We start from the raw sequence: 18,199 nt of genomic DNA, 5'->3' as shown, positions 1-18,199 counted from the left end.
GCCCGACCGCTTGAACGGACAAGAATTGGTTTCTTCTTCACCGCGCCATCCCCCCCGCACGCCGAGCGATACCAATCACTTCGTCCTGACGTTCGAGAACAATCGCTTCGCCAGCGAGCTCTTCGGTCAATTCGACCAGAACCTCAAGCTGCTCGAGGAACGGCTCAACATCGATGCGCGGGCGCGCGGCAATTCGGTCGTCATCACAGGCGATGTCGTGACCACGAACCAGGCGCGGCGCACGCTCGACTATCTCTATGAAAAGCTTCAGAAAGGCGGCAGCGTGGAACGATCCGACGTTGAGGGCGCAATCCGCATGGCGGTCGCCGCCGACGATCAGCTCAGCCTGCCCACCATGGAGCGCAAGGCTAAGCTGACGATGGCACAGGTTTCCACCCGCAAGAAGACGATCATCGCCCGCACGCCCACCCAGGATGCCTATATCCGGGCGCTTGAGCGTGCCGAGCTGGTCTTCGGCGTCGGCCCGGCCGGCACCGGCAAGACCTATCTCGCCGTCGCCCATGCCGCCCAGTTGCTGGAGCGCGGCGCGGTCGAAAAGATCATCCTGTCACGCCCGGCGGTCGAAGCCGGCGAGCGCCTCGGCTTCTTGCCCGGCGACATGAAGGAAAAGGTCGATCCCTATCTTCGCCCGCTTTATGATGCGCTCTACGACATGATCCCCGCCGACAAGGTCGATCGGGCGATCACCGCCGGCGTCATCGAAATCGCGCCGCTCGCCTTCATGCGCGGCCGCACGCTGGCCAATGCCGCCATCATCCTCGACGAAGCCCAAAACACGACATCGATGCAGATGAAGATGTTCCTGACGCGTCTCGGCGAAAATGCCCGCATGATCGTCACCGGCGACCCGAGTCAGATCGACCTGCCGCGCGGCGTCAAATCCGGCCTCGTCGAGGCGCTGCAGCTTCTGAACGGCGTCGAGGGCATCTCGATCGTGCGCTTCAAGGATACCGACGTCGTGCGCCATCCGCTGGTCGGGCGCATCGTCAGGGCCTATGATTCCACCTATGCCGTCGAAGCCGAAGTCAGCCGGCAGGACTGATGGCCGAACTCGACATCCAGATCAGCGTCGAAGACATCGGCTGGCCGGGCGAGGAGACGCTGCTGTCCTTTTGCGAACGTGTGCTCGGCGCCGCAGTGGTCTATGTCAGAGACAGCGAGAAGCAGCCCTTCCCGACGATGCCTCCCGAGGTTTCGCTGGTCTTCACCGACGACGCCTCGATCCAGGACATCAACGCCGAATGGCGCGGCAAGGACAAGGCGACCAACGTGCTCTCCTTTCCTGCCTTTCCGGTCCAGCCCGGCAAAATGCCCGGTCCGATGCTCGGCGACATCATCATCGCCCGGGAGACGGTGGAGCGGGAAGCGCAGGAGTTTGAAAAGAGTTTCGACGACCACCTGACCCATCTTCTGGTGCACGGTTTCTTGCATCTTCTCGGCTACGACCATATGAATAATGCCGAAGCCGAAATTATGGAGGGGCTGGAGACTCGCATTTTGGCGCAGCTCGGCCTATCTGATCCCTACGAGGGTCAAGACCTTAAAATGGAACCATGAGCGACTTTACGACGAAGCCGGCGGCAGACGCCAAGGACTCCGAGCCATCCTCCTCTTCGGACGAGGCGGGCAGTAGTAGTCGGCCATCCGGCCGATCCCAATCCTTCTGGTCGCGCGCCGCGCGCATCCTTCGCCCGCAGCAGGGCTCACGGCTGCGCGAGGATCTTGCCGACGCGCTGATGACCGATGCGGCCGGCGACGACGCCTTTTCGCCTGACGAACGGGCGATGCTCAACAACATCCTGCGCTTTCGCGAGGTGCGCGTCGCCGACGTGATGGTGCCGCGCGCCGATATCGAGGCGGTCGACCAGAACATCACCATCGGCGAGTTGATGATCCTCTTCGAGGAATCCGGCCGCTCGCGCATGCCCGTCTATGCCGATACCCTCGACGATCCGCGCGGCATGGTGCATATCCGCGATCTGCTCTCCTATGTCGCCAAGCAGGCGCGCAACAAGCGCCGCGGCCCGGCGAAACCGACTGCCGCCCTGCCGGCGATCGAGGTGGCGCCCGAGAACATCCAGAAGCCGACGCGGTCGGCCAAGCCGAATTTCGATCTCGCCCGTGTCGACCTGCAGAAGACCCTGGCCGAGGCCGGCATCATCCGCAAGATCCTGTTCGTGCCGCCGTCGATGCTGGCCTCCGACCTTTTGCGCCGCATGCAGGTGAACCGCACGCAGATGGCGCTTGTCATCGACGAATATGGCGGCACCGACGGGCTCGCCTCGCATGAGGACATCGTCGAAATGGTGGTCGGCGACATCGACGACGAACATGACGACGAAGAGGTGATGTTCAAGCGTGTCGCCGAGGATATGTTCGTCGCCGACGCCCGCGTCGAGCTGGAAGAGATCGCCCAAGCGATCGGACCGGATTTCGACATCAGCGAGCAAGTCGACGAGGTCGATACGCTGGGCGGCCTGATCTTCTCCGCACTCGGCCGCATCCCGGTGCGCGGCGAGGTCGTCCAGGCGCTGCCCGGCTTCGAATTCCACATTCTCGACGCCGACCCGCGCCGCATCAAGCGGCTGCGCATCACCCGCAAGCGCCATGCGATGCGCCGCCGCGCCAAGGCGGATGGCGACATCGCTCCCGGCTCCGACGCCGGCGACGACCGGCCGGCGGAATCGACCGCCAACTAAAGTTGTTTGGTTTCATGCATGTCGTTCTCCCGGAACCGCCGCACAGGTCCGGATGGCATGCATTACAGCGCCGCGCGTCTTTGGACGCGCAAAGGGCGCTGTAACACTTGGAAATTACGCATCGTGCTTTCCGAAATCGATTCCGATTTGCGGGCCGATGCGGCAACAGGACAAAGCGCCGCTTTTTTGAAAGACTGCGAACGGGTTGATTCGCGGTTTGATGGGAGTGTGCATGGAGCGGCTTGCGGACAGGGTTATCCTCGTCTGGGGGTTCAAACGGTCGCTGCTGGCCGTCGCCGCCGGGGCCTTCGCCGTGTTGGCGCTGCCGCCCTTCGGCTTTTTCGCGGCAATGTTTCTTTCCTTCACGCTGCTCGTCTGGCTGATCGACGGGGCGGCGGCTTCGCCTGAAAGCGGCCTGATCGGCAGGCTGTGGCCGGCATTTACCACCGGCTGGCTGTTCGGCTTCGGCTATTTCGTCGCCGGCCTCTGGTGGCTCGGCCATGCGCTGCTCGTCGATCAGGAGGAATTCGCCTGGGCGCTGCCCTTAGCCATTCTCGGGCTGCCGGCCTGTCTGGCGATTTTCTACGGGCTGGCGGCCGCTCTCGCGCGGATCTTCTGGTCCGACGGCATGGGGCGGATCGCCGCACTTGCAGCCGGCTTCGGGCTGATGGAATGGCTGCGCAGCGTCATCCTGACCGGCTTTCCCTGGAACGCCATCGGCTACGGCATGATGCCCGTTCCGCTGATGATGCAGTCGGCGCATGTGATCGGGGCGATGGGGGTGACGACACTTGCCGTCTTCATCTTTTCTGCGCCTGCCCTTGCCGGCACGCGGCAAGGTGCGCGGGTGGGCATCGCGCTCGCCGTGGCGCTGTTTGCCGCCCATCTCGGTTATGGCGCATATGCCCTCTACCTCGCGCCGCGGCCGGAAGCCTTGCCCGAGGACAAGCGGCCGGTGGTGCGGCTGGTGCAGCCTGATATCGACCAGGCGGCGAAGATGGACAACGACGCGGACCGCAATGCGATCTTCGAGACGCATCTGAAGCTGTCGGCCGAATCGCCCAGGAATGGCGGACGCAAGCCCGATATCATCGTCTGGCCGGAAACCTCGATCCCCTTCATCCTGACCGACAATCAGGATGCGCTGACGCGGATCGCCGATACGCTCGACGACAACCAGATCCTGATCGCCGGCGCCGTGCGCGCCGAGGAGATGGGACCCGGCACGCCTGTGCGCTACTACAATTCCATCTATGTGATCGACGGCCGCGGTCAGATCATCGCTGCCTCCGACAAGGTGCATCTGGTGCCTTTCGGCGAATACCTGCCCTTCGAGGACGTGCTCAACGAATTCGGTATCCAGAACGTCGTCGAGATGCCGGGCGGGTTTTCGGCGGCGGCAAGCCGGCACCTGCTGGCGCTGCCCGGCGGGCTCAACCTCTATCCGCTGATCTGCTACGAGATCATCTTCCCCGACGAGATGACCGGCGGCATTAAAGACGCCAATGCGATCCTCAATATCACCAATGATGCCTGGTTCGGGGCGACGCCCGGACCCTATCAGCACTTCCAGCAGGCGCGGGTCCGGGCTGTCGAAACCGGGCTGCCGCTGATTCGCGACGCCAATAGCGGTATTTCGGCGCTGGTGAATGCGCATGGGGAAATTGTCGCAGGCCTCGATCTTCAGGAAACCGGTTTCATCGATGCAACTGTCGATAGGTTTGGCGGAGAGCTTGGAACGACAATCCCCCGGCAAACATACTTCTGGTTGACCGAGGCGCTGCTCATTTTGATTGCGCTAATTTCTCGTAGAGGTTTTATTTCCGGGTTGAATTGACCAAAAACCCCTAAAATTGCATAGTGATGACAATCGGCGTTCTGAGCGTTTGTTGACAGGGGGATTCTCACCGCTTGCAACGTGGCGTTTGGGATGGATCAGGGGCATGCCGGTTAGAAACAGATTGAAATTCTTAGCTAGGGCACGACCATGATTGAAAATAAAAAGAAGCCTAACCCGATCGACATCCACGTTGGCAGCCGTATTCGCCTTCGCCGAACAATGCTTGGCATGAGCCAGGAGAAACTCGGTGAAAGCCTCGGCATCACCTTCCAGCAGATTCAGAAATACGAAAAGGGCACCAACCGCGTCGGCGCAAGCCGCCTGCAGAATATCTCGAACATCCTCAATGTTCCGGTTTCCTTTTTCTTCGAGGACGCGCCCGGCGAACATACCGGCTCCGTCGGCGGCATGGCCGAAGCCTCCAGCTCGAATTACGTCGTCGATTTCCTCTCCTCCTCGGAAGGCCTGCAGCTCAACCGCGCCTTCGTCAAGATTTCCGATCCCAAGGTTCGCCGCAAGGTCGTGGAGCTGGTGAAGGCGCTGGCCGCTGAGGCCGACGCCGACTGAGCCACCCCCTCGCAGAAATCGAAAGGCGGTCGAAAGGCCGCCTTTTCTGCGTTTTTAGGGCAAAATTTGTCACTTTGCCGCGGATATAAAGATATATTTATGTCCTTCTGCGCTTGTCATCGGGCCTCGAACTGAGTACCTACTAGCTAGCTTTTGTTCTTTGAGGGGAATCCCGGAATGCGCGCGAATTATCTCTTTACCAGCGAATCTGTTGCCGAAGGTCATCCGGACAAGGTCTGTGACCGCATCTCCGACGAGATCGTCGATCTGGTCTACCGCGAAGCGGCCAAAACCGGCGTCAATCCATGGGGCGTGCGCATTGCCTGCGAAACGCTGGCGACGACCAACCGCGTCGTCATCGCCGGCGAAGTCCGCCTGCCGCCGAGCCTGATGAAGAAGGACAAGGACGGCAAGGACGTCATCAATCCGTCGAAGTTCAAGGCCGCGGCGCGGCGCGCCATCAAGGATATCGGCTACGAGCAGGACGGCTTCCACTGGAAAAAGGCCAAGATCGACGTGCTGCTGCACTCGCAGTCGGCCGACATCGCCCAGGGCGTAGACAGCGCCGCCGACCAGCAGGGTGACGAGGGCGCCGGCGACCAGGGCATCATGTTCGGTTACGCCTGCAAGGAAACGCCGGACCTGATGCCGGCCCCGATCTACTACTCCCACAAGATCCTGCAGCTGCTCGCAGTCGCCCGCAAGAAGGGTGACGGCGAAGTCGCCAAGCTCGGCCCCGACGCCAAGAGCCAGGTGACCGTGCGTTACGTCGACGGCAAGCCGTCGGAAGCGACCTCGATCGTGCTGTCGACCCAGCATCTCGACGAGAGCTGGGATTCGAACAAGGTTCGCGCCGTCGTCGAGCCTTATATCCGCGAAGCGCTGGGTGAACTGAAGATTGCTGACGATTGCAAGTGGTACATCAACCCGACCGGCAAGTTCGTCATCGGCGGACCGGACGGCGATGCGGGCCTCACCGGCCGCAAGATCATCGTCGACACCTACGGCGGTGCCGCTCCGCACGGCGGCGGCGCATTCTCCGGCAAGGACACGACGAAGGTCGACCGTTCGGCCGCCTATGCCGCCCGCTACCTTGCCAAGAACGTCGTTGCCGCCGGTCTTGCCGACCGCTGCACGATCCAGATCTCCTACGCGATCGGCGTCGCCCAGCCGCTGTCGATCTATGTCGACCTGCACGGCACCGGCAAGGTCACCGAGGATCAGATCGAAGCGGCTATCCGCAAGAACATGGACCTTTCGCCGACCGGCATCCGCCGCCACCTCGACCTCAACAAGCCGATCTATGCCAAGACCTCGGCCTACGGCCATTTCGGCCGCAAGGCCGGCCGCGACGGCTCGTTCTCCTGGGAGCGCACCGACCTCGTGAAGGCGCTCAAGGAAAGCCTGAAGGCCTGAGATAAAGCATGACGGATATGGAACGCCGCGGCCGGGCGACCGAAGCCTTTTTCGGTCGCCGCAAGGGCAAGGCCCTGCGCGAACAGCAGGCCGAGACGCTGAACAGTCTGCTGCCGGCATTCCTGATCGATCTCTCGGCGGCTCCCCCGGAGCCGCTGACCTCCCTCTTTCCGGTTCCAATCGAGAGATTGCGGCTGGAGATCGGTTTCGGCGGCGGCGAGCACCTGATTCACCGCGCGCTGGAAACGCCGTCGACCGGCTTCATCGGTGTCGAACCCTTCGTCAATTCCATGCAGAAGCTGCTGTCGCGCATCGGCGAGACCGGCGCCTCCAATATCCGCGTCTATAATGACGACGCGACGCAGCTGCTCGACTGGTTGCCGGACGCTTCACTCGATCAGATCGACCTGCTCTATCCCGACCCCTGGCCGAAGCGGAAACACTGGAAGCGCCGCTTCGTCTCGAAAACCAACCTCGACCGCTTTCATCGCGTGCTGAAGCCCGGCGGCCTGTTCTGCTTCGCCTCCGATATCGACACTTATGTGAACTGGACGCTGCTCAAATGCCGCGACCATGGCGGCTTCGACTGGATGGCCGACAATGCAGCGGATTGGCTCACCCCTTATCAGGGCTGGCCGAGCACGCGTTACGAGGCCAAGGCCCGGCGCGAGGGCCGCTCTTCGGCCTATCTGACATTCCGGAAGATCTGAGTCCCCCCTGGGGCCAAGTCGGTGCAGACGCAGTCTCCAGCGCTCCCCCAGCGCCTTGAGAGTGAGGATTGGGCAGCCTGAGCACGGGGCGTTCACGCACGCCCCAAAAACCGATTGCGATATAAAATCAGTCGATCTATGCTGTAACCGATTGCACAACACAATTAGACCCGCGCGGATGTGCCATTCACGAAAGGAAGCTGAGATGGCTAAGCTCGTGTTCGGAATGAACCAGTCCCTGGATGGCTACGTCGATCATATGGCGTTTGGGCCAAGCCCGACGCTCTTCCGCCACTTCATCGAGGCGGCTGAGCGGCAAGCGGGCAGCGTATATGGCCGGCGAATGTATGAGGTCATGCGTTACTGGGACGACGATCATCCCGAATGGGACGCAGAGCGACAGGCCTTCGCGGCAGCATGGCGGAACCAGCCGAAATGGGTCGTCTCGCGCTCTTTGAAGTCCGTCGGTCCCAACGCCATGCTTGTTGGGGAAGATCTTGAGGGCGCGATCCGCAAGCTGAAGGGCGAACGCGACGGGGAGATCGAAGTTGCCGGCCCGGACCTGGCGCAAAGCCTCACCGAACTTGGCTTGATCGACGAGTATCAAATCTACCTGCACCCTGTCGTGCTCGGTCACGGCAAGCCATATTTCGCCAGGCCCCGGGCGCCGCTCCGCCTTGTGACCACTGATCGGATCGACGAGGATGTGATCAGGTTGACCTATGTTCCCTCTCGCGACCCGCCGGATGGATATCGACGCTGAAGCCTGAGCGGCGACGCGCATATATCGCGACACCAGCAAACCGCGGCGAAATCGGATCAAATGGCCCGCGCACCGGCATCACGGTGAAACGCAAGAGCGGTCGTTGACGGTCAGTGCAGGCTGACCGTCTTCAGTTCGTCCTCGGCAGCCTTGAAAAAGGTGCTGGAGCGGTTGTCCGTCAAGAGGATCGGCGTGCCGTCGGCGCCGAAAAGTGCCCAGAGATCGACGTTCGGATCGATATCCGGCGCCTCTGGAAAACACTTGGCGACCTCTTCGGTGCGCATCTTTCTGATATAGGCGACCTCGCCGTTGCCGATGTGGGCAAGCTCGGATTTGGTCAAGTGAGACGTGGCTTCTTTCATCAACATTCCTGTTCCTCCGGGAGAAGGGACCAACGGTTCGACAAACCGTTGTGCTACTGTGAGACCGAAATGTTAATTTTCTTGACCATGCGAGCGGGCTCCGGACGAATTAGATCGACGGAGAGCAGACCGTTCTTCAGACCGGCTCCGAGCACCTGCATGCCATCGGCAAGAACGAAGGTGCGCTGGAACTGGCGGGCGGCGATGCCGCGATAGAGATAGTCGCGCTCACCCTGCTCCACCTGCCTGCCGCGGATCAGAAGCTGGTTCTCCTCAATGGAGACATCGAGTTCCTCCTCGCTGAAACCGGCCACGGCAAGAGTGATGCGCAGACGTTCCGGCGCGCCGCTGTCAGCGCCGATGCGTTCGATATTATAGGGCGGATATCCGTCGCTCGCCTTGGAAATGCGCTCCAGCGTCTTTTCCATGGCATCGAAGCCCAGAAGCAGCGGGCTGGCGAAAGGGGTAATGCGGCTCATCTCTTTTCAAGTCCTTGATGCAAGCGACCATCCCGGACCTCAAACGCAGCATCCGGATGCCGCTAATATGGGGAGAGCAGCCCGGCGCTGCAAGGCGCGGCGCGACGTGTCGGCCCCTTCTCAATTTTAAAGCGCTGTCGGCGGCTGTTGCTTGACAAAGCGCCGGCTGCCTCGCATCAAAACGTGCCCGCACGCACTGTGCTGATTTGTGACGAGACATGAAGAAATTGGTGCATGCTGAGACAGCGGGCACCCCCGTGAGGATGGAACGATCGGAATGGCAAGCGCAAGAAAGATCATCATCGACACCGACCCCGGCCAGGACGACGCGGCCGCCATCATGCTGGCCTTCGGCAGCCCCGATGAGCTTGATGTGCTGGGGATCACCACCGTCGCCGGCAACGTGCCGCTTTCGCTGACCAGTCGCAATGCGCGCATCGTCTGCGAGCTCTGCGGCCGGACGGAGACCAAGGTTTTCGCCGGCGCCGACGCGCCGATCGCCCGCAAGCTGGTGACCGCCGAACATGTGCACGGCAAGACCGGCCTCGACGGCCCTGATCTCAGCGAGCCGACGATGGCGCTGCAAACAGGCCATTCCGTCGATTTCATCATCGAGACGCTGCGCCGCGAGGAGGCAGGCACGGTGACGCTCTGCACGCTCGGGCCGCTCACCAATATCGGCCTGGCCTTGCAGAAGGCGCCCGACATCGTCCCCCGCATCCGCGAGCTGGTGATGATGGGCGGCGGCTTCTTCGAGGGCGGCAACATCACGCCGGCGGCCGAGTTCAACATCTATGTCGATCCCGAGGCAGCCGATATCGTCTTGCGCTCAGGCGTGCCGATCGTGATGATGCCGCTTGACGTGACGCACCAGTTGCTGACCCGCAAGGACCGGGTGAAGCGGATGGCCGAGATTGGCACGGCGCCTGTTAAGGCGATGGTCGAGATGCTGGAATTCTTCGAACGCTTCGACATCGAGAAATACGGCTCCGACGGCGGGCCGCTGCACGACCCCACAGTTATCGCCTATCTGCTGAAGCCGGAGCTTTTCACCGGCCGGGACTGCAATGTCGAGATCGAGGTGCGCTCCGAACTGACGGTCGGCATGACCGTCGTCGACTGGTGGCATGTCACCGAGCGCAAGCGCAATGCGAAAGTCATGCGCCATGTCGATGCGGACGGCTTCTTCGATCTGCTGATCGAACGCTTCGCCCGCATCTGATTTTTTGGCCTTCCCTTCTCCTCGACGGAGAAGGGAAGGATTTCAGGCGTCTTTTTCGTCGAAGACGGAATTGGTTTCGGCTTCGGCCGGCTTCGGGCCGCCCTTGGCGACACCGACCATGGCCGGGCGCAGCACGCGCTCGCCGATGGTGAAACCGGCCTGCACGACCTGGACGACCGTGTTGTTCGGCACATCAGGGTTCGGCACTTCGAACATTGCCTGATGGAAATTCGGGTCGAACTTCTGGCCGACCGGCTCCAGCTTGCGGACGCCGTGGCGCTCCAGCGCCGACAGCATGGCGCGCTCGGTCATTTCGACACCCTCGATCAGCGTGCTGAGGCCGGCATCGGCCGCGGCCTTGGTCTCCGGAGAGATGGCATCGAGCGCGCGGCGCAGATTATCCGAGACGGCGAGCATGTCGCGCGCGAAACCCGCGACGGAATAGGACTTGGCATCCTTCACCTCGCGCTCGGTGCGCCGGCGCAGATTGTCCATTTCGGCAGCAAGGCGCAGATAGCGGTCGCGCAACTCGCCGTTTTCGGCTTTCAGGAGCTCGAGCGGGTCCGGCTGGGGGGCCTCTTGCTGCGCAGTATCGTTCTCGACGTAGGCGGCAGCGTCGGCTGCGGCATCGGCCGCAGTTGCGTCAGGTCCGTTTTTCGTCGTGTCATCGGTCATGACGGTCTCCGGTTGGTGTCTTCAGATGCGCCCGATATCGAGGTTTGACCGAAAAAAATCAAGTCTGCGTGACAAAGAAGCGAAAATTCCGCGCGCCTTATAGCGCCGCCCGCCTTTCAGACGCGCAAAGGGGCTGCGGCATCAATGCGGATTGCGCGAAAGCCGGGAGACCAGCTGGGCGGTGTAATCCACCATCGGCACGATGCGGGAATAGTTGAGCCGCGTCGGGCCGATGACGCCGACGGCGCCGACGATGCGGTCGTCATCGTCACGATAGGGCGCGACGATCAGCGACGAGCCGGACAGCGAGAAGAGCTTGTTTTCCGAACCGATGAAGATGCGCACGCCCGAACCGCTTTCGGCGAGATTGAGGATCTCGATCAGACTGTCCTTCTTTTCGAGATCGTCGAACAGCAGACGCAGCCGGTCGAGATCCTCGGCGCCGGCGAGGCCTTCGAGCAGGTTGGCGCGGCCGCGGATGATCAGCTGCGTGGGCTTTCCCTCGTCCGGGCTGCCGGCCCAGACGGCGATGCCGCGCTCGACGAGATCACGCGACAGGGCATCGAGTTCGTGACGGACATTATCCTTCAGCTGGCTCAATTGTTTGCGCAGCTCCGGCAGCGTCTGGCCGGACATATGGGCATTGAGAAAATTGGCCGCCTCCGTCAACTGCGAGGAGGTGACGCCCGCCGGCAGCTCGATGATGCGGTTTTCCACCTGATCGTGATCGCCGACGAGCACGGCCAGCGCCTTGGTCGGTTCGAGCCGGATGAACTCGACATGTTTGAGCACCGGATCGCTTTTCGAGGTGATGACGAGGCCGGCGCCGCGCGAAATGCCGGACAGCATGCGGCTTGCCTCGTTCATCATCGATTCCAGAGGATTGCCGCCGCTTTCGGCCCGCACCTGCCGATCGATATTGGCGCGATCCTCGGCCGAGAGGTCGCCGACCTGCATGAAGGCATCGACGAAAAAGCGCAAGCCGATCTGGGTGGGCAGCCGGCCGGCGCTGATATGCGGCGAATAGATCAGGCCGAGATCTTCGAGATCGCTCATGACGTTGCGCACCGAGGCCGGCGACAGCGACATCGGCAACAGGCGGGACAGATTGCGCGAGCCGAGCGGCTCGCCGCTCTCCAGATAGCCTTCGACGATGCGGCGAAAAATTTCCCTGGAGCGCTCGTCCAGCGCCGCAACGGCATCCGAAACCGACGTCGACCTGATGCCCATGAAGCTTACGAACCCGCGCTGATGATACTTCCCGAAAAGTAAGTCAAACTCGCACCCGTGGCAAAAGGGAATTTGCAAATAGGCGCCGCCAATCGTAGAAGCGGTCAACAAACCCCAGGAGATAAGTATGCGGCCTTCAGGCAGAAAAATCGACCAGATGCGTAAGGTCACGTTCGAGCGCAATTTTTCCAAGCATGCGGAAGGCTCCTGCCTGGTCAAGTTCGGCGACACGCATGTGCTCTGCACCGCCAGCCTCGAAGAAAAGACGCCGCCATGGCTGCGCAATACCGGCAAGGGCTGGGTCACGGCCGAATACGGCATGCTGCCGCGGGCAACCGGCGAGCGCATGAAGCGCGAGGCCGCCGCCGGCAAGCAGGGCGGCCGCACCCAGGAAATCCAGCGGCTGATCGGCCGGTCGCTTCGCGCCGTCGTCGATCTGCAGGCGCTCGGCGAGCGGCAAATCACGCTCGATTGCGACGTCATCCAAGCCGATGGCGGCACGCGGACAGCCTCGATCACCGGCGGCTGGATCGCGCTTTACGACTGCCTGAAATGGATGGAAAGCCGCAACATGATCAAGGTCGACCGGGTCCTGAAGGATCATGTCGCCGCCATCTCCTGCGGCGTTTTCGCCAGCCAGCCGGTGATCGACCTCGATTATCTCGAGGATTCCTCAGCCGAGACCGATGCCAACTTCGTCATGACGGGCGCTGGCGGGATCGTCGAGATCCAGGGCACGGCCGAAGGCACACCGTTTACCGAAGAGGAATTCACCTCGCTGATGGGGCTTGCCAGGAACGGCATCGGCGAACTCGTCGCCCTGCAGAAGCAGGCCATCACGGGATGAACTCCATGCTGGAAGGCATGTTGGAAACGGCGCTCTACGCGCGGGATCTCGACCGGGCGGAGGTCTTCTACGAAGACGTTCTCGGACTTGAAAAGATCGCCCGCGCCGGCAACCGGCATGTCTTCTTCCGCTGCGGGCCTGGCGTGCTGCTGATCTTCAATCCAGAGGAAACGGTGAAGCCGCCGGCGCCTGGATCCCTGCAGGTGCCGCCGCACGGCACGACCGGCGAGGGTCATGCCTGCTTCCGGGTGTCCGGCCGCAATATCGATGCGATGGCCGAACGGCTGAAAGCGGCTGACGTGGCGATCGAATCCGAGGTGCATTGGCCAAACGGCGGCCGCTCGATCTATTTCCGCGATCCGGCCGGTAACAGCCTGGAATGCGCAGAGGCTAAAATCTGGGGCATCGAACAGGATATCTGAATGCGCAAGCTTGAAACGAAGACCATCGTCGTCGCCAGCCATAATGCCGGCAAGATCCGCGAGATCCAGGAATTGATCGGGCCGCTCGGCTTCACCGCCAAATCGGCCTCCGAGCTGAACTTCGTCGAACCGGATGAAACCGGCACCAGCTTCGAGGAGAATGCGACGATCAAGGCCGTCGCTTCGGCCAATGCCTCAGGCATGCCGGCGCTTTCCGACGATTCCGGGCTGGTGGTCGACGCACTCGGCGGCGATCCCGGTGTCTACACCGCCAATTGGGCGGAGACCTCAGACGGCACGCGTGATTTCGACATGGCGATGGCCAAGGTGGAAAAGGCGCTGCAGGATGCCGGTGCGACGGCGCCGGAGCAGCGCAGGGCGCGTTTCGTCAGCGTGCTCTGCCTCGCCTGGCCGGATGGGCATACCGAGCTCTTCCGCGGCGAGGTGGAAGGCAACGTCGTCTGGCCGCCGCGCGGCACACAGGGCTTCGGCTACGATCCAGTCTTCCAGCCCGAGGGTTATGGCGTCACCTTCGGGGAAATGAGCGGCGAGGAAAAACACGGCTGGAACGTCGGCAAGCCGCAGGCGCTGTCGCACCGGGCCCGCGCATTCAAACTCTTTGTCGAAACCTGCCTGGAGGCATAAGGTCACCACGTGGACAATTTTGACACGCCAGGCTCCTCGCGCGATGCGACGCTGCTGCCCGATACCGGCGAGCCCGGCTTCGGCGTCTATGTCCATTGGCCCTTCTGCGCGGCGAAGTGTCCCTATTGCGACTTCAACAGCCATGTGCGCCACCAGCCCGTGGATCAGGAGCGCTTTACATCAGCCTTCCTGAAGGAGATGGCGACGGTCCGGGCCATGAGCGGGCCGAAGACCGTCACCAGCATCTTCCTCGGCGGTGGCACACCCTCGCTGATGAAACCGGAAACGGTCTCGGCCATTCTCGACGGCATTGCCCGGCACTGGCATGTGCCCGATGGCATCGAGATCACCATGGAAGCCAATCCTTCGAGCGTCGAGGCCGACCGCTTCCGCGGCTACCGGGCGGCCGGCGTCAATCGTGTCTCGCTCGGCGTGCAGGCGCTGAATGATCGGGATCTGAAATTCCTCGGCCGGCTGCATGATGTCGCCGACGCGCTGAAGGCGATCCGGCTGGCGCGCGACATTTTCCCGCGCATGTCCTTCGACCTGATCTACGCCCGGCAGGAGCAGACGGTCGAACAGTGGGAAAGCGAGCTGAGGCAAGCGATCTCCTATGCGGTCGACCACCTCTCCCTCTATCAACTGACCATCGAGGAAGGCACGCCCTTCTACGGCCTGCACAAGGCGGGCAAATTGATCGTCCCAGACGGCGAGCAATCGGCTGTGCTCTACGAAGCGACGCAGGAGATCACCGCGCGCGAAGGCATGCCGGCCTATGAGGTCTCCAACCATGCCCGGCCGGGTGCCGAAAGCCGGCATAACCTGACCTATTGGCGTTACGGCGATTATGCCGGCATCGGCCCCGGCGCCCATGGAAGGCTGACGCGCGGCCCCGAAAAGATCGCAACGGCCACCGAGCGCAAGCCGGAAGCCTGGCTCGACATGGTCGAGCGCGACGGTCACGGCATTCTTGACGAGGAGCGGCTCGGCTATGAGGAACAGTCCGACGAGCTGCTGCTGATGGGATTGCGGCTCCGGGAGGGCGTCGACCTTGCCCGCTGGCAGCAGCTTTCGGGCCGCGAGCTCGACCCGAAACGCGAGGAGTTCCTGCTCGAACACAAATTCATCGAGCGGATCGGCAATTCACGCCTGCGCTGCACGCCATCCGGCATGCTGATCCTCGATTCCGTCGTCGCCGATCTCGCCTGCTGACATATAGGCAGCGGGTTGATCCCGGCGCGGCAGCGATGTCGCTATCCGCGCCGAAAGCATGTCTCAGCCGTGGCTGGTGGCGCCTGATTTGAACAGGCTGCCGGTCGGCGTCTTCAAGAACATCTCCAGCGGAATATGCTCCTGGTGCAGGAAACCGGTCGCCGGCAGCAGGCCGTCGCGGACCATCTCGATGACGGCAACGACCGAGGCCGACGTCGTCCAGGCGATCGCCGTGCGGCGCGCGCCGGCAATCTCGATCGGATAATAGGCGCGCACGAACTCCTTGCGGCGCAGGCTGCCGTTCTCGGTCCCCTCGGCAGCGACATGGACATAGACGACGTCGTCTTCGACAGGCGGCTTGGCGTTGGTCAGGATCTCGCCGGCAAGCTTGCGCTTGTCGCGCATCAACAGCTCGTGGAAGAAGAAATTCATCAGTTCCATATGGCCGGGATAACGCATCGTCTTGTAGTCGAGATTGTCGATCTTGCCGAGCATGGTGTCGCACATGGTGCCGAGACCGCCCGAGGTCGTGAAGGCCTCGAGCTTGACGCCGCCGACATAGACGGTCTCGTGCCATTCCATCGGCGAGACCAGCTTGCGCACGCCGCCCTCGATGACCTCGCAATCGTTCAGATATTCGTTGACGACGCCCTCGGGCGACCAGTTGAAGGCGTAGCCGAGCAGTCCCGTGGGATGCTGCGGCAAGGCGCCGACGCGCATGCGGATCGAACGGCAGCGATCGAATCCGTCGGCAAGGCTGGCGCCGACGATGCCGACGAAACCCGGTGCCAGACCGCATTGCGGCGCCATCAGGCCGCGGGCGGTCTTTGACAGTTCGATGATGAAATTGGTTGTCGGAACGTCTTCCGTCAGGTCGAAATAGTGAATGCCGGCGAGATGGGCGGCGCGCGCCAATTCGATGTTCAAATGATAGGGCAGGCAGGAGAGCACCGCCTCGACACTGGAGAGCAGTTCGCCGATCACTTCGGGATCGGAAATATCGCCGGTGCGGCATTTGAACGGGACGTCGCTCAGCGGCAATTGCGCATCGACGCCGATCACCTCGAAGCCGCCTTCATGCAACAGCGTCGCCGCCAGCCGTCCGACCTTGCCCAGGCCGAGAACGGCGATCTTTTCGAAACTCATTGATTTCCTCCCACGCGCCGTTTTGACGCTTCAGTCTCTATCTTCATGCAGGCCGTTCCCCAAAACCGCTGTGCTTTGGGCGACATGCACGGGATGCGCCGGAGGTATAGAATAAAAAGCTTATAAAGGAAAACGGCCGGAATCGCTTCCGGCCGCCCAATCCTCAAGAAAACCGTCGATTATTCGTTGATCAACCGCTTCAGAAGCTCGACTTCGTGCGAAAGCTTGGTGTCTCCCGAAATCAGCTCCTCGATCTTGCGCACGGCATGCAGCACGGTCGTGTGATCGCGCCCGCCGAAACGGCGGCCGATCTCCGGGAAGGAGCGCGGCGTCAGCGTTTTCGACAGATACATGGCGATCTGGCGCGGCTTGACGATGACGCGGGTGCGGCGGTTCGAGACCAGTTCCTGGCGCGAGACGTTGTAGTGCCTGGCGACGATGCGCTGGATGTCCTCGATGCGCACCCGGCGGGGCTCGCCGGAGCCGACCAGATGGGCGAGGAGTTCGTCGACGCGCTCGATCGACAGGTTCGGCTCGAAGGAGCGGCGGAAGACCAGCTGGTTGAAGGCGCCTTCGAGTTCGCGGCCGCTGGCCGTGACGTTGCGGGCGACATGCTGGAGCAGTTCGGCCGGAATTTCGAGCGACGGATCTTCGAGCCGGGCTGCGGCAAGGCGACGCTTGAGGATTTCGAGACGCATCTCGTAATCCGGCGCGTCGAATTCGATCGCAACACCGCCTTGCAGACGCGAGCGGACGCGGGGATCGAGCGACTCCAGTTCCCAGGGCGCGCGGTCGGCGGCGACGACGACCTGCTTGGCGCTGTCGAGCAGCATGTTGAGCAGATGGCAGAATTCATGCTGGATCATCTTACCCTGCAGGAACTGCATGTCGTCGATGATCAACAGATCGATGTTGCGCAGCGAATCCTTCAGCGTCAGCGCATCATTGTCGCGGATCGCTGTGGCGAAGCGCCACATGAAATATTCGGCGGTGAGATAAACGACGCGCAGAGCCCTGGGGTTCTGCACCGCGGCATTGGCGACCGCCTGCAACAGATGGGTCTTGCCGAGGCCGACCGTCGAATGGATGAAGAGCGGATTGAAACGCACAGCGCCGGAACCGGCTTCGGCGATCGTCTTCGCCGCCGCAAGCGCGACACGGTTCGAGCTGCCTTCGACGAAGGTGTCGAAGGTGAAGCGGCTATCGAGCGGCGAACCGAAGAGCGGCGAACCGAAGCTTGCGGGCCTTGCCGCAGCAACAGCCGAAACCGCCTGCTGGACGGCCTGACCGGCCGGCTGGGCGCTTGCGGGACGGCGCGCCTGGGGAGCAACGACCGGCTCGGGCTGAGCCGCCTCGTCGAGCGCCTTGGCGCCGCTGCGCGTTGCCGTGCGCACCAGGACTTCGATCTTCAGAATTTCCGGATCCTCGGCCTGGAACAGACCGGTGATGAGATCGAGATAACGATTGTTGATCCACGACTTCAGGAAGGTCGTGGGAACCGAAAGGCGAACCACGCTCTTCGATACCGAATGCAGCTTCAGCCTGGCGAACCAGCTGGCATAGACGTCAGGACCGACCTGGGCCTTCAAGCGCGCGCTGACACGCTCAAACAAGATGCTGTGCTTCATTTCCGCCTTTGCTTCTCCCATTTCCAGGCGAATGGAGCCAAACGCCTGCGGTGCCACATCCCCATTGTCGAGCCCGCCCGTCGTCATCGTATTCATCTGCATAATGCCGCCTTTCAATTCCACCGGGCGGCCTCCGCTAAAATAGCCGCCCGATCATTCCCCGCTTTGGCGGGCTGACGGATCCTCATGAGCCGCTCACCTGCCGGTTCACTCAAACACTGCCCCCGAAGGGACCGGCACAAAATTCCGTTCCAGGGACCGCATTCATGCAGCACCTTCATCGGCGTTCCGTGCCAGGCTGGCGGTCGATCCTCG

19 protein-coding genes are annotated in these 18,199 nt (G+C 62.1%); 13 read left to right on the top strand and 6 right to left on the bottom strand.

What is annotated here, in order from left to right; genetic code table 11:
* Window positions 1–10 precede the first annotated feature (10 nt).
* From QMO82_RS24970 to QMO82_RS24935, 8 genes are all read left to right on the top strand, one after another.
* Window positions 11–1,063 carry a PhoH family protein gene (locus QMO82_RS24970; RefSeq protein ID WP_183605449.1) on the top strand — a complete coding sequence of 351 codons (1,053 nt, stop codon included), beginning with the start codon at window positions 11–13 and terminating at the stop codon, window positions 1,061–1,063.
* Window positions 1,063–1,578 (top strand): rRNA maturation RNase YbeY, encoded by a 516-nt coding sequence (ybeY, locus tag QMO82_RS24965; RefSeq protein ID WP_097617008.1) that lies wholly within the window; start codon window positions 1,063–1,065, stop codon window positions 1,576–1,578. Before QMO82_RS24970 ends, ybeY begins: the two co-directional genes overlap by 1 nt.
* On the top strand, window positions 1,575–2,720 hold the full coding sequence (locus QMO82_RS24960; RefSeq protein WP_183605448.1) for a hemolysin family protein: 1,146 nt from the start codon (window positions 1,575–1,577) through the stop codon (window positions 2,718–2,720). The genes ybeY and QMO82_RS24960 overlap by 4 nt, the downstream gene beginning before the upstream one ends.
* A 232-nt stretch (window positions 2,721–2,952) precedes the next feature.
* Window positions 2,953–4,557, top strand: a complete 1,605-nt coding sequence (gene lnt, locus QMO82_RS24955) for an apolipoprotein N-acyltransferase (protein ID WP_183605447.1) — start codon at window positions 2,953–2,955, stop codon at window positions 4,555–4,557.
* Between the two features lie 150 nt (window positions 4,558–4,707).
* Entirely contained in the window at window positions 4,708–5,127 is a 420-nt protein-coding gene (locus QMO82_RS24950) for a helix-turn-helix domain-containing protein (RefSeq protein WP_183605446.1), read from the top strand.
* A gap of 177 nt (window positions 5,128–5,304) precedes the next feature.
* Complete coding sequence (gene metK, locus QMO82_RS24945) at window positions 5,305–6,543, top strand: methionine adenosyltransferase (RefSeq protein WP_183605445.1); 1,239 nt, start codon at window positions 5,305–5,307, stop codon at window positions 6,541–6,543.
* Between the two features lie 8 nt (window positions 6,544–6,551).
* Window positions 6,552–7,253 (top strand): tRNA (guanosine(46)-N(7))-methyltransferase TrmB, encoded by a 702-nt coding sequence (locus QMO82_RS24940; protein WP_183605444.1) that lies wholly within the window; start codon window positions 6,552–6,554, stop codon window positions 7,251–7,253.
* A 205-nt stretch (window positions 7,254–7,458) separates the two neighbouring features.
* Complete coding sequence (locus tag QMO82_RS24935; protein WP_183605443.1) at window positions 7,459–8,016, top strand: dihydrofolate reductase family protein; 558 nt, start codon at window positions 7,459–7,461, stop codon at window positions 8,014–8,016.
* 110 nt (window positions 8,017–8,126) lie between these two features.
* On the opposite strand, the gene QMO82_RS24930 is transcribed toward QMO82_RS24935, so the two are convergent.
* Complete coding sequence (locus QMO82_RS24930; protein ID WP_008524631.1) at window positions 8,127–8,384, bottom strand: DUF1150 family protein; 258 nt, start codon at window positions 8,382–8,384, stop codon at window positions 8,127–8,129.
* A gap of 47 nt (window positions 8,385–8,431) precedes the next feature.
* Window positions 8,432–8,857: an Hsp20 family protein gene (locus QMO82_RS24925; RefSeq protein ID WP_003583826.1), complete on the bottom strand. Its 426-nt coding sequence runs from the start codon at window positions 8,855–8,857 to the stop codon at window positions 8,432–8,434.
* Between the two features lie 277 nt (window positions 8,858–9,134).
* Here QMO82_RS24925 and QMO82_RS24920 point away from each other — a divergent pair, with 277 nt between their 5' ends.
* Window positions 9,135–10,079: a nucleoside hydrolase gene (locus tag QMO82_RS24920; RefSeq protein ID WP_183605442.1), complete on the top strand. Its 945-nt coding sequence runs from the start codon at window positions 9,135–9,137 to the stop codon at window positions 10,077–10,079.
* 42 nt (window positions 10,080–10,121) lie between these two features.
* On the opposite strand, the gene grpE is transcribed toward QMO82_RS24920, so the two are convergent.
* Both grpE and hrcA read right to left on the bottom strand, forming a co-directional pair.
* Entirely contained in the window at window positions 10,122–10,754 is a 633-nt protein-coding gene (gene grpE, locus QMO82_RS24915) for a nucleotide exchange factor GrpE (protein WP_183605441.1), read from the bottom strand.
* A gap of 141 nt (window positions 10,755–10,895) precedes the next feature.
* Window positions 10,896–11,984, bottom strand: a complete 1,089-nt coding sequence (hrcA, locus tag QMO82_RS24910; protein WP_183605440.1) for a heat-inducible transcriptional repressor HrcA — start codon at window positions 11,982–11,984, stop codon at window positions 10,896–10,898.
* Between the two features lie 127 nt (window positions 11,985–12,111).
* Between hrcA and rph the strand changes: the two genes are divergently transcribed.
* The 4 genes from rph to hemW are packed head-to-tail and all read left to right on the top strand — an operon-like array spanning window position 12,112 to window position 15,110.
* Window positions 12,112–12,831 carry a ribonuclease PH gene (gene rph / locus QMO82_RS24905; RefSeq protein WP_183605439.1) on the top strand — a complete coding sequence of 240 codons (720 nt, stop codon included), beginning with the start codon at window positions 12,112–12,114 and terminating at the stop codon, window positions 12,829–12,831.
* Window positions 12,828–13,253, top strand: coding sequence for a VOC family protein (locus QMO82_RS24900; RefSeq protein WP_183605438.1), 426 nt, complete (start codon window positions 12,828–12,830; stop codon window positions 13,251–13,253). Before rph ends, QMO82_RS24900 begins: the two co-directional genes overlap by 4 nt.
* Complete coding sequence (gene rdgB, locus QMO82_RS24895; RefSeq protein WP_183605437.1) at window positions 13,254–13,898, top strand: RdgB/HAM1 family non-canonical purine NTP pyrophosphatase; 645 nt, start codon at window positions 13,254–13,256, stop codon at window positions 13,896–13,898.
* 9 nt (window positions 13,899–13,907) lie between these two features.
* The gene (gene hemW, locus QMO82_RS24890) at window positions 13,908–15,110 is read left to right on the top strand and encodes a radical SAM family heme chaperone HemW (protein ID WP_183605436.1); all 1,203 of its coding nucleotides are present in this window, start codon (window positions 13,908–13,910) and stop codon (window positions 15,108–15,110) included.
* Between the two features lie 63 nt (window positions 15,111–15,173).
* Here hemW and QMO82_RS24885 read toward each other — a convergent pair whose 3' ends face one another.
* On the bottom strand, window positions 15,174–16,256 hold the full coding sequence (locus QMO82_RS24885) for a saccharopine dehydrogenase family protein (protein ID WP_183605435.1): 1,083 nt from the start codon (window positions 16,254–16,256) through the stop codon (window positions 15,174–15,176).
* Between the two features lie 179 nt (window positions 16,257–16,435).
* Window positions 16,436–17,986 carry a chromosomal replication initiator protein DnaA gene (gene dnaA / locus QMO82_RS24880; RefSeq protein WP_183606624.1) on the bottom strand — a complete coding sequence of 517 codons (1,551 nt, stop codon included), beginning with the start codon at window positions 17,984–17,986 and terminating at the stop codon, window positions 16,436–16,438.
* Window positions 17,987–18,199: the final 213 nt, after the last annotated feature.

This window comes from Rhizobium sp. BT04 (genome assembly GCF_030053135.1).
GTDB lineage: Bacteria > Pseudomonadota > Alphaproteobacteria > Rhizobiales > Rhizobiaceae > Rhizobium > Rhizobium binxianense.
This window is presented reverse-complemented; position numbering and strand designations above follow the sequence as displayed.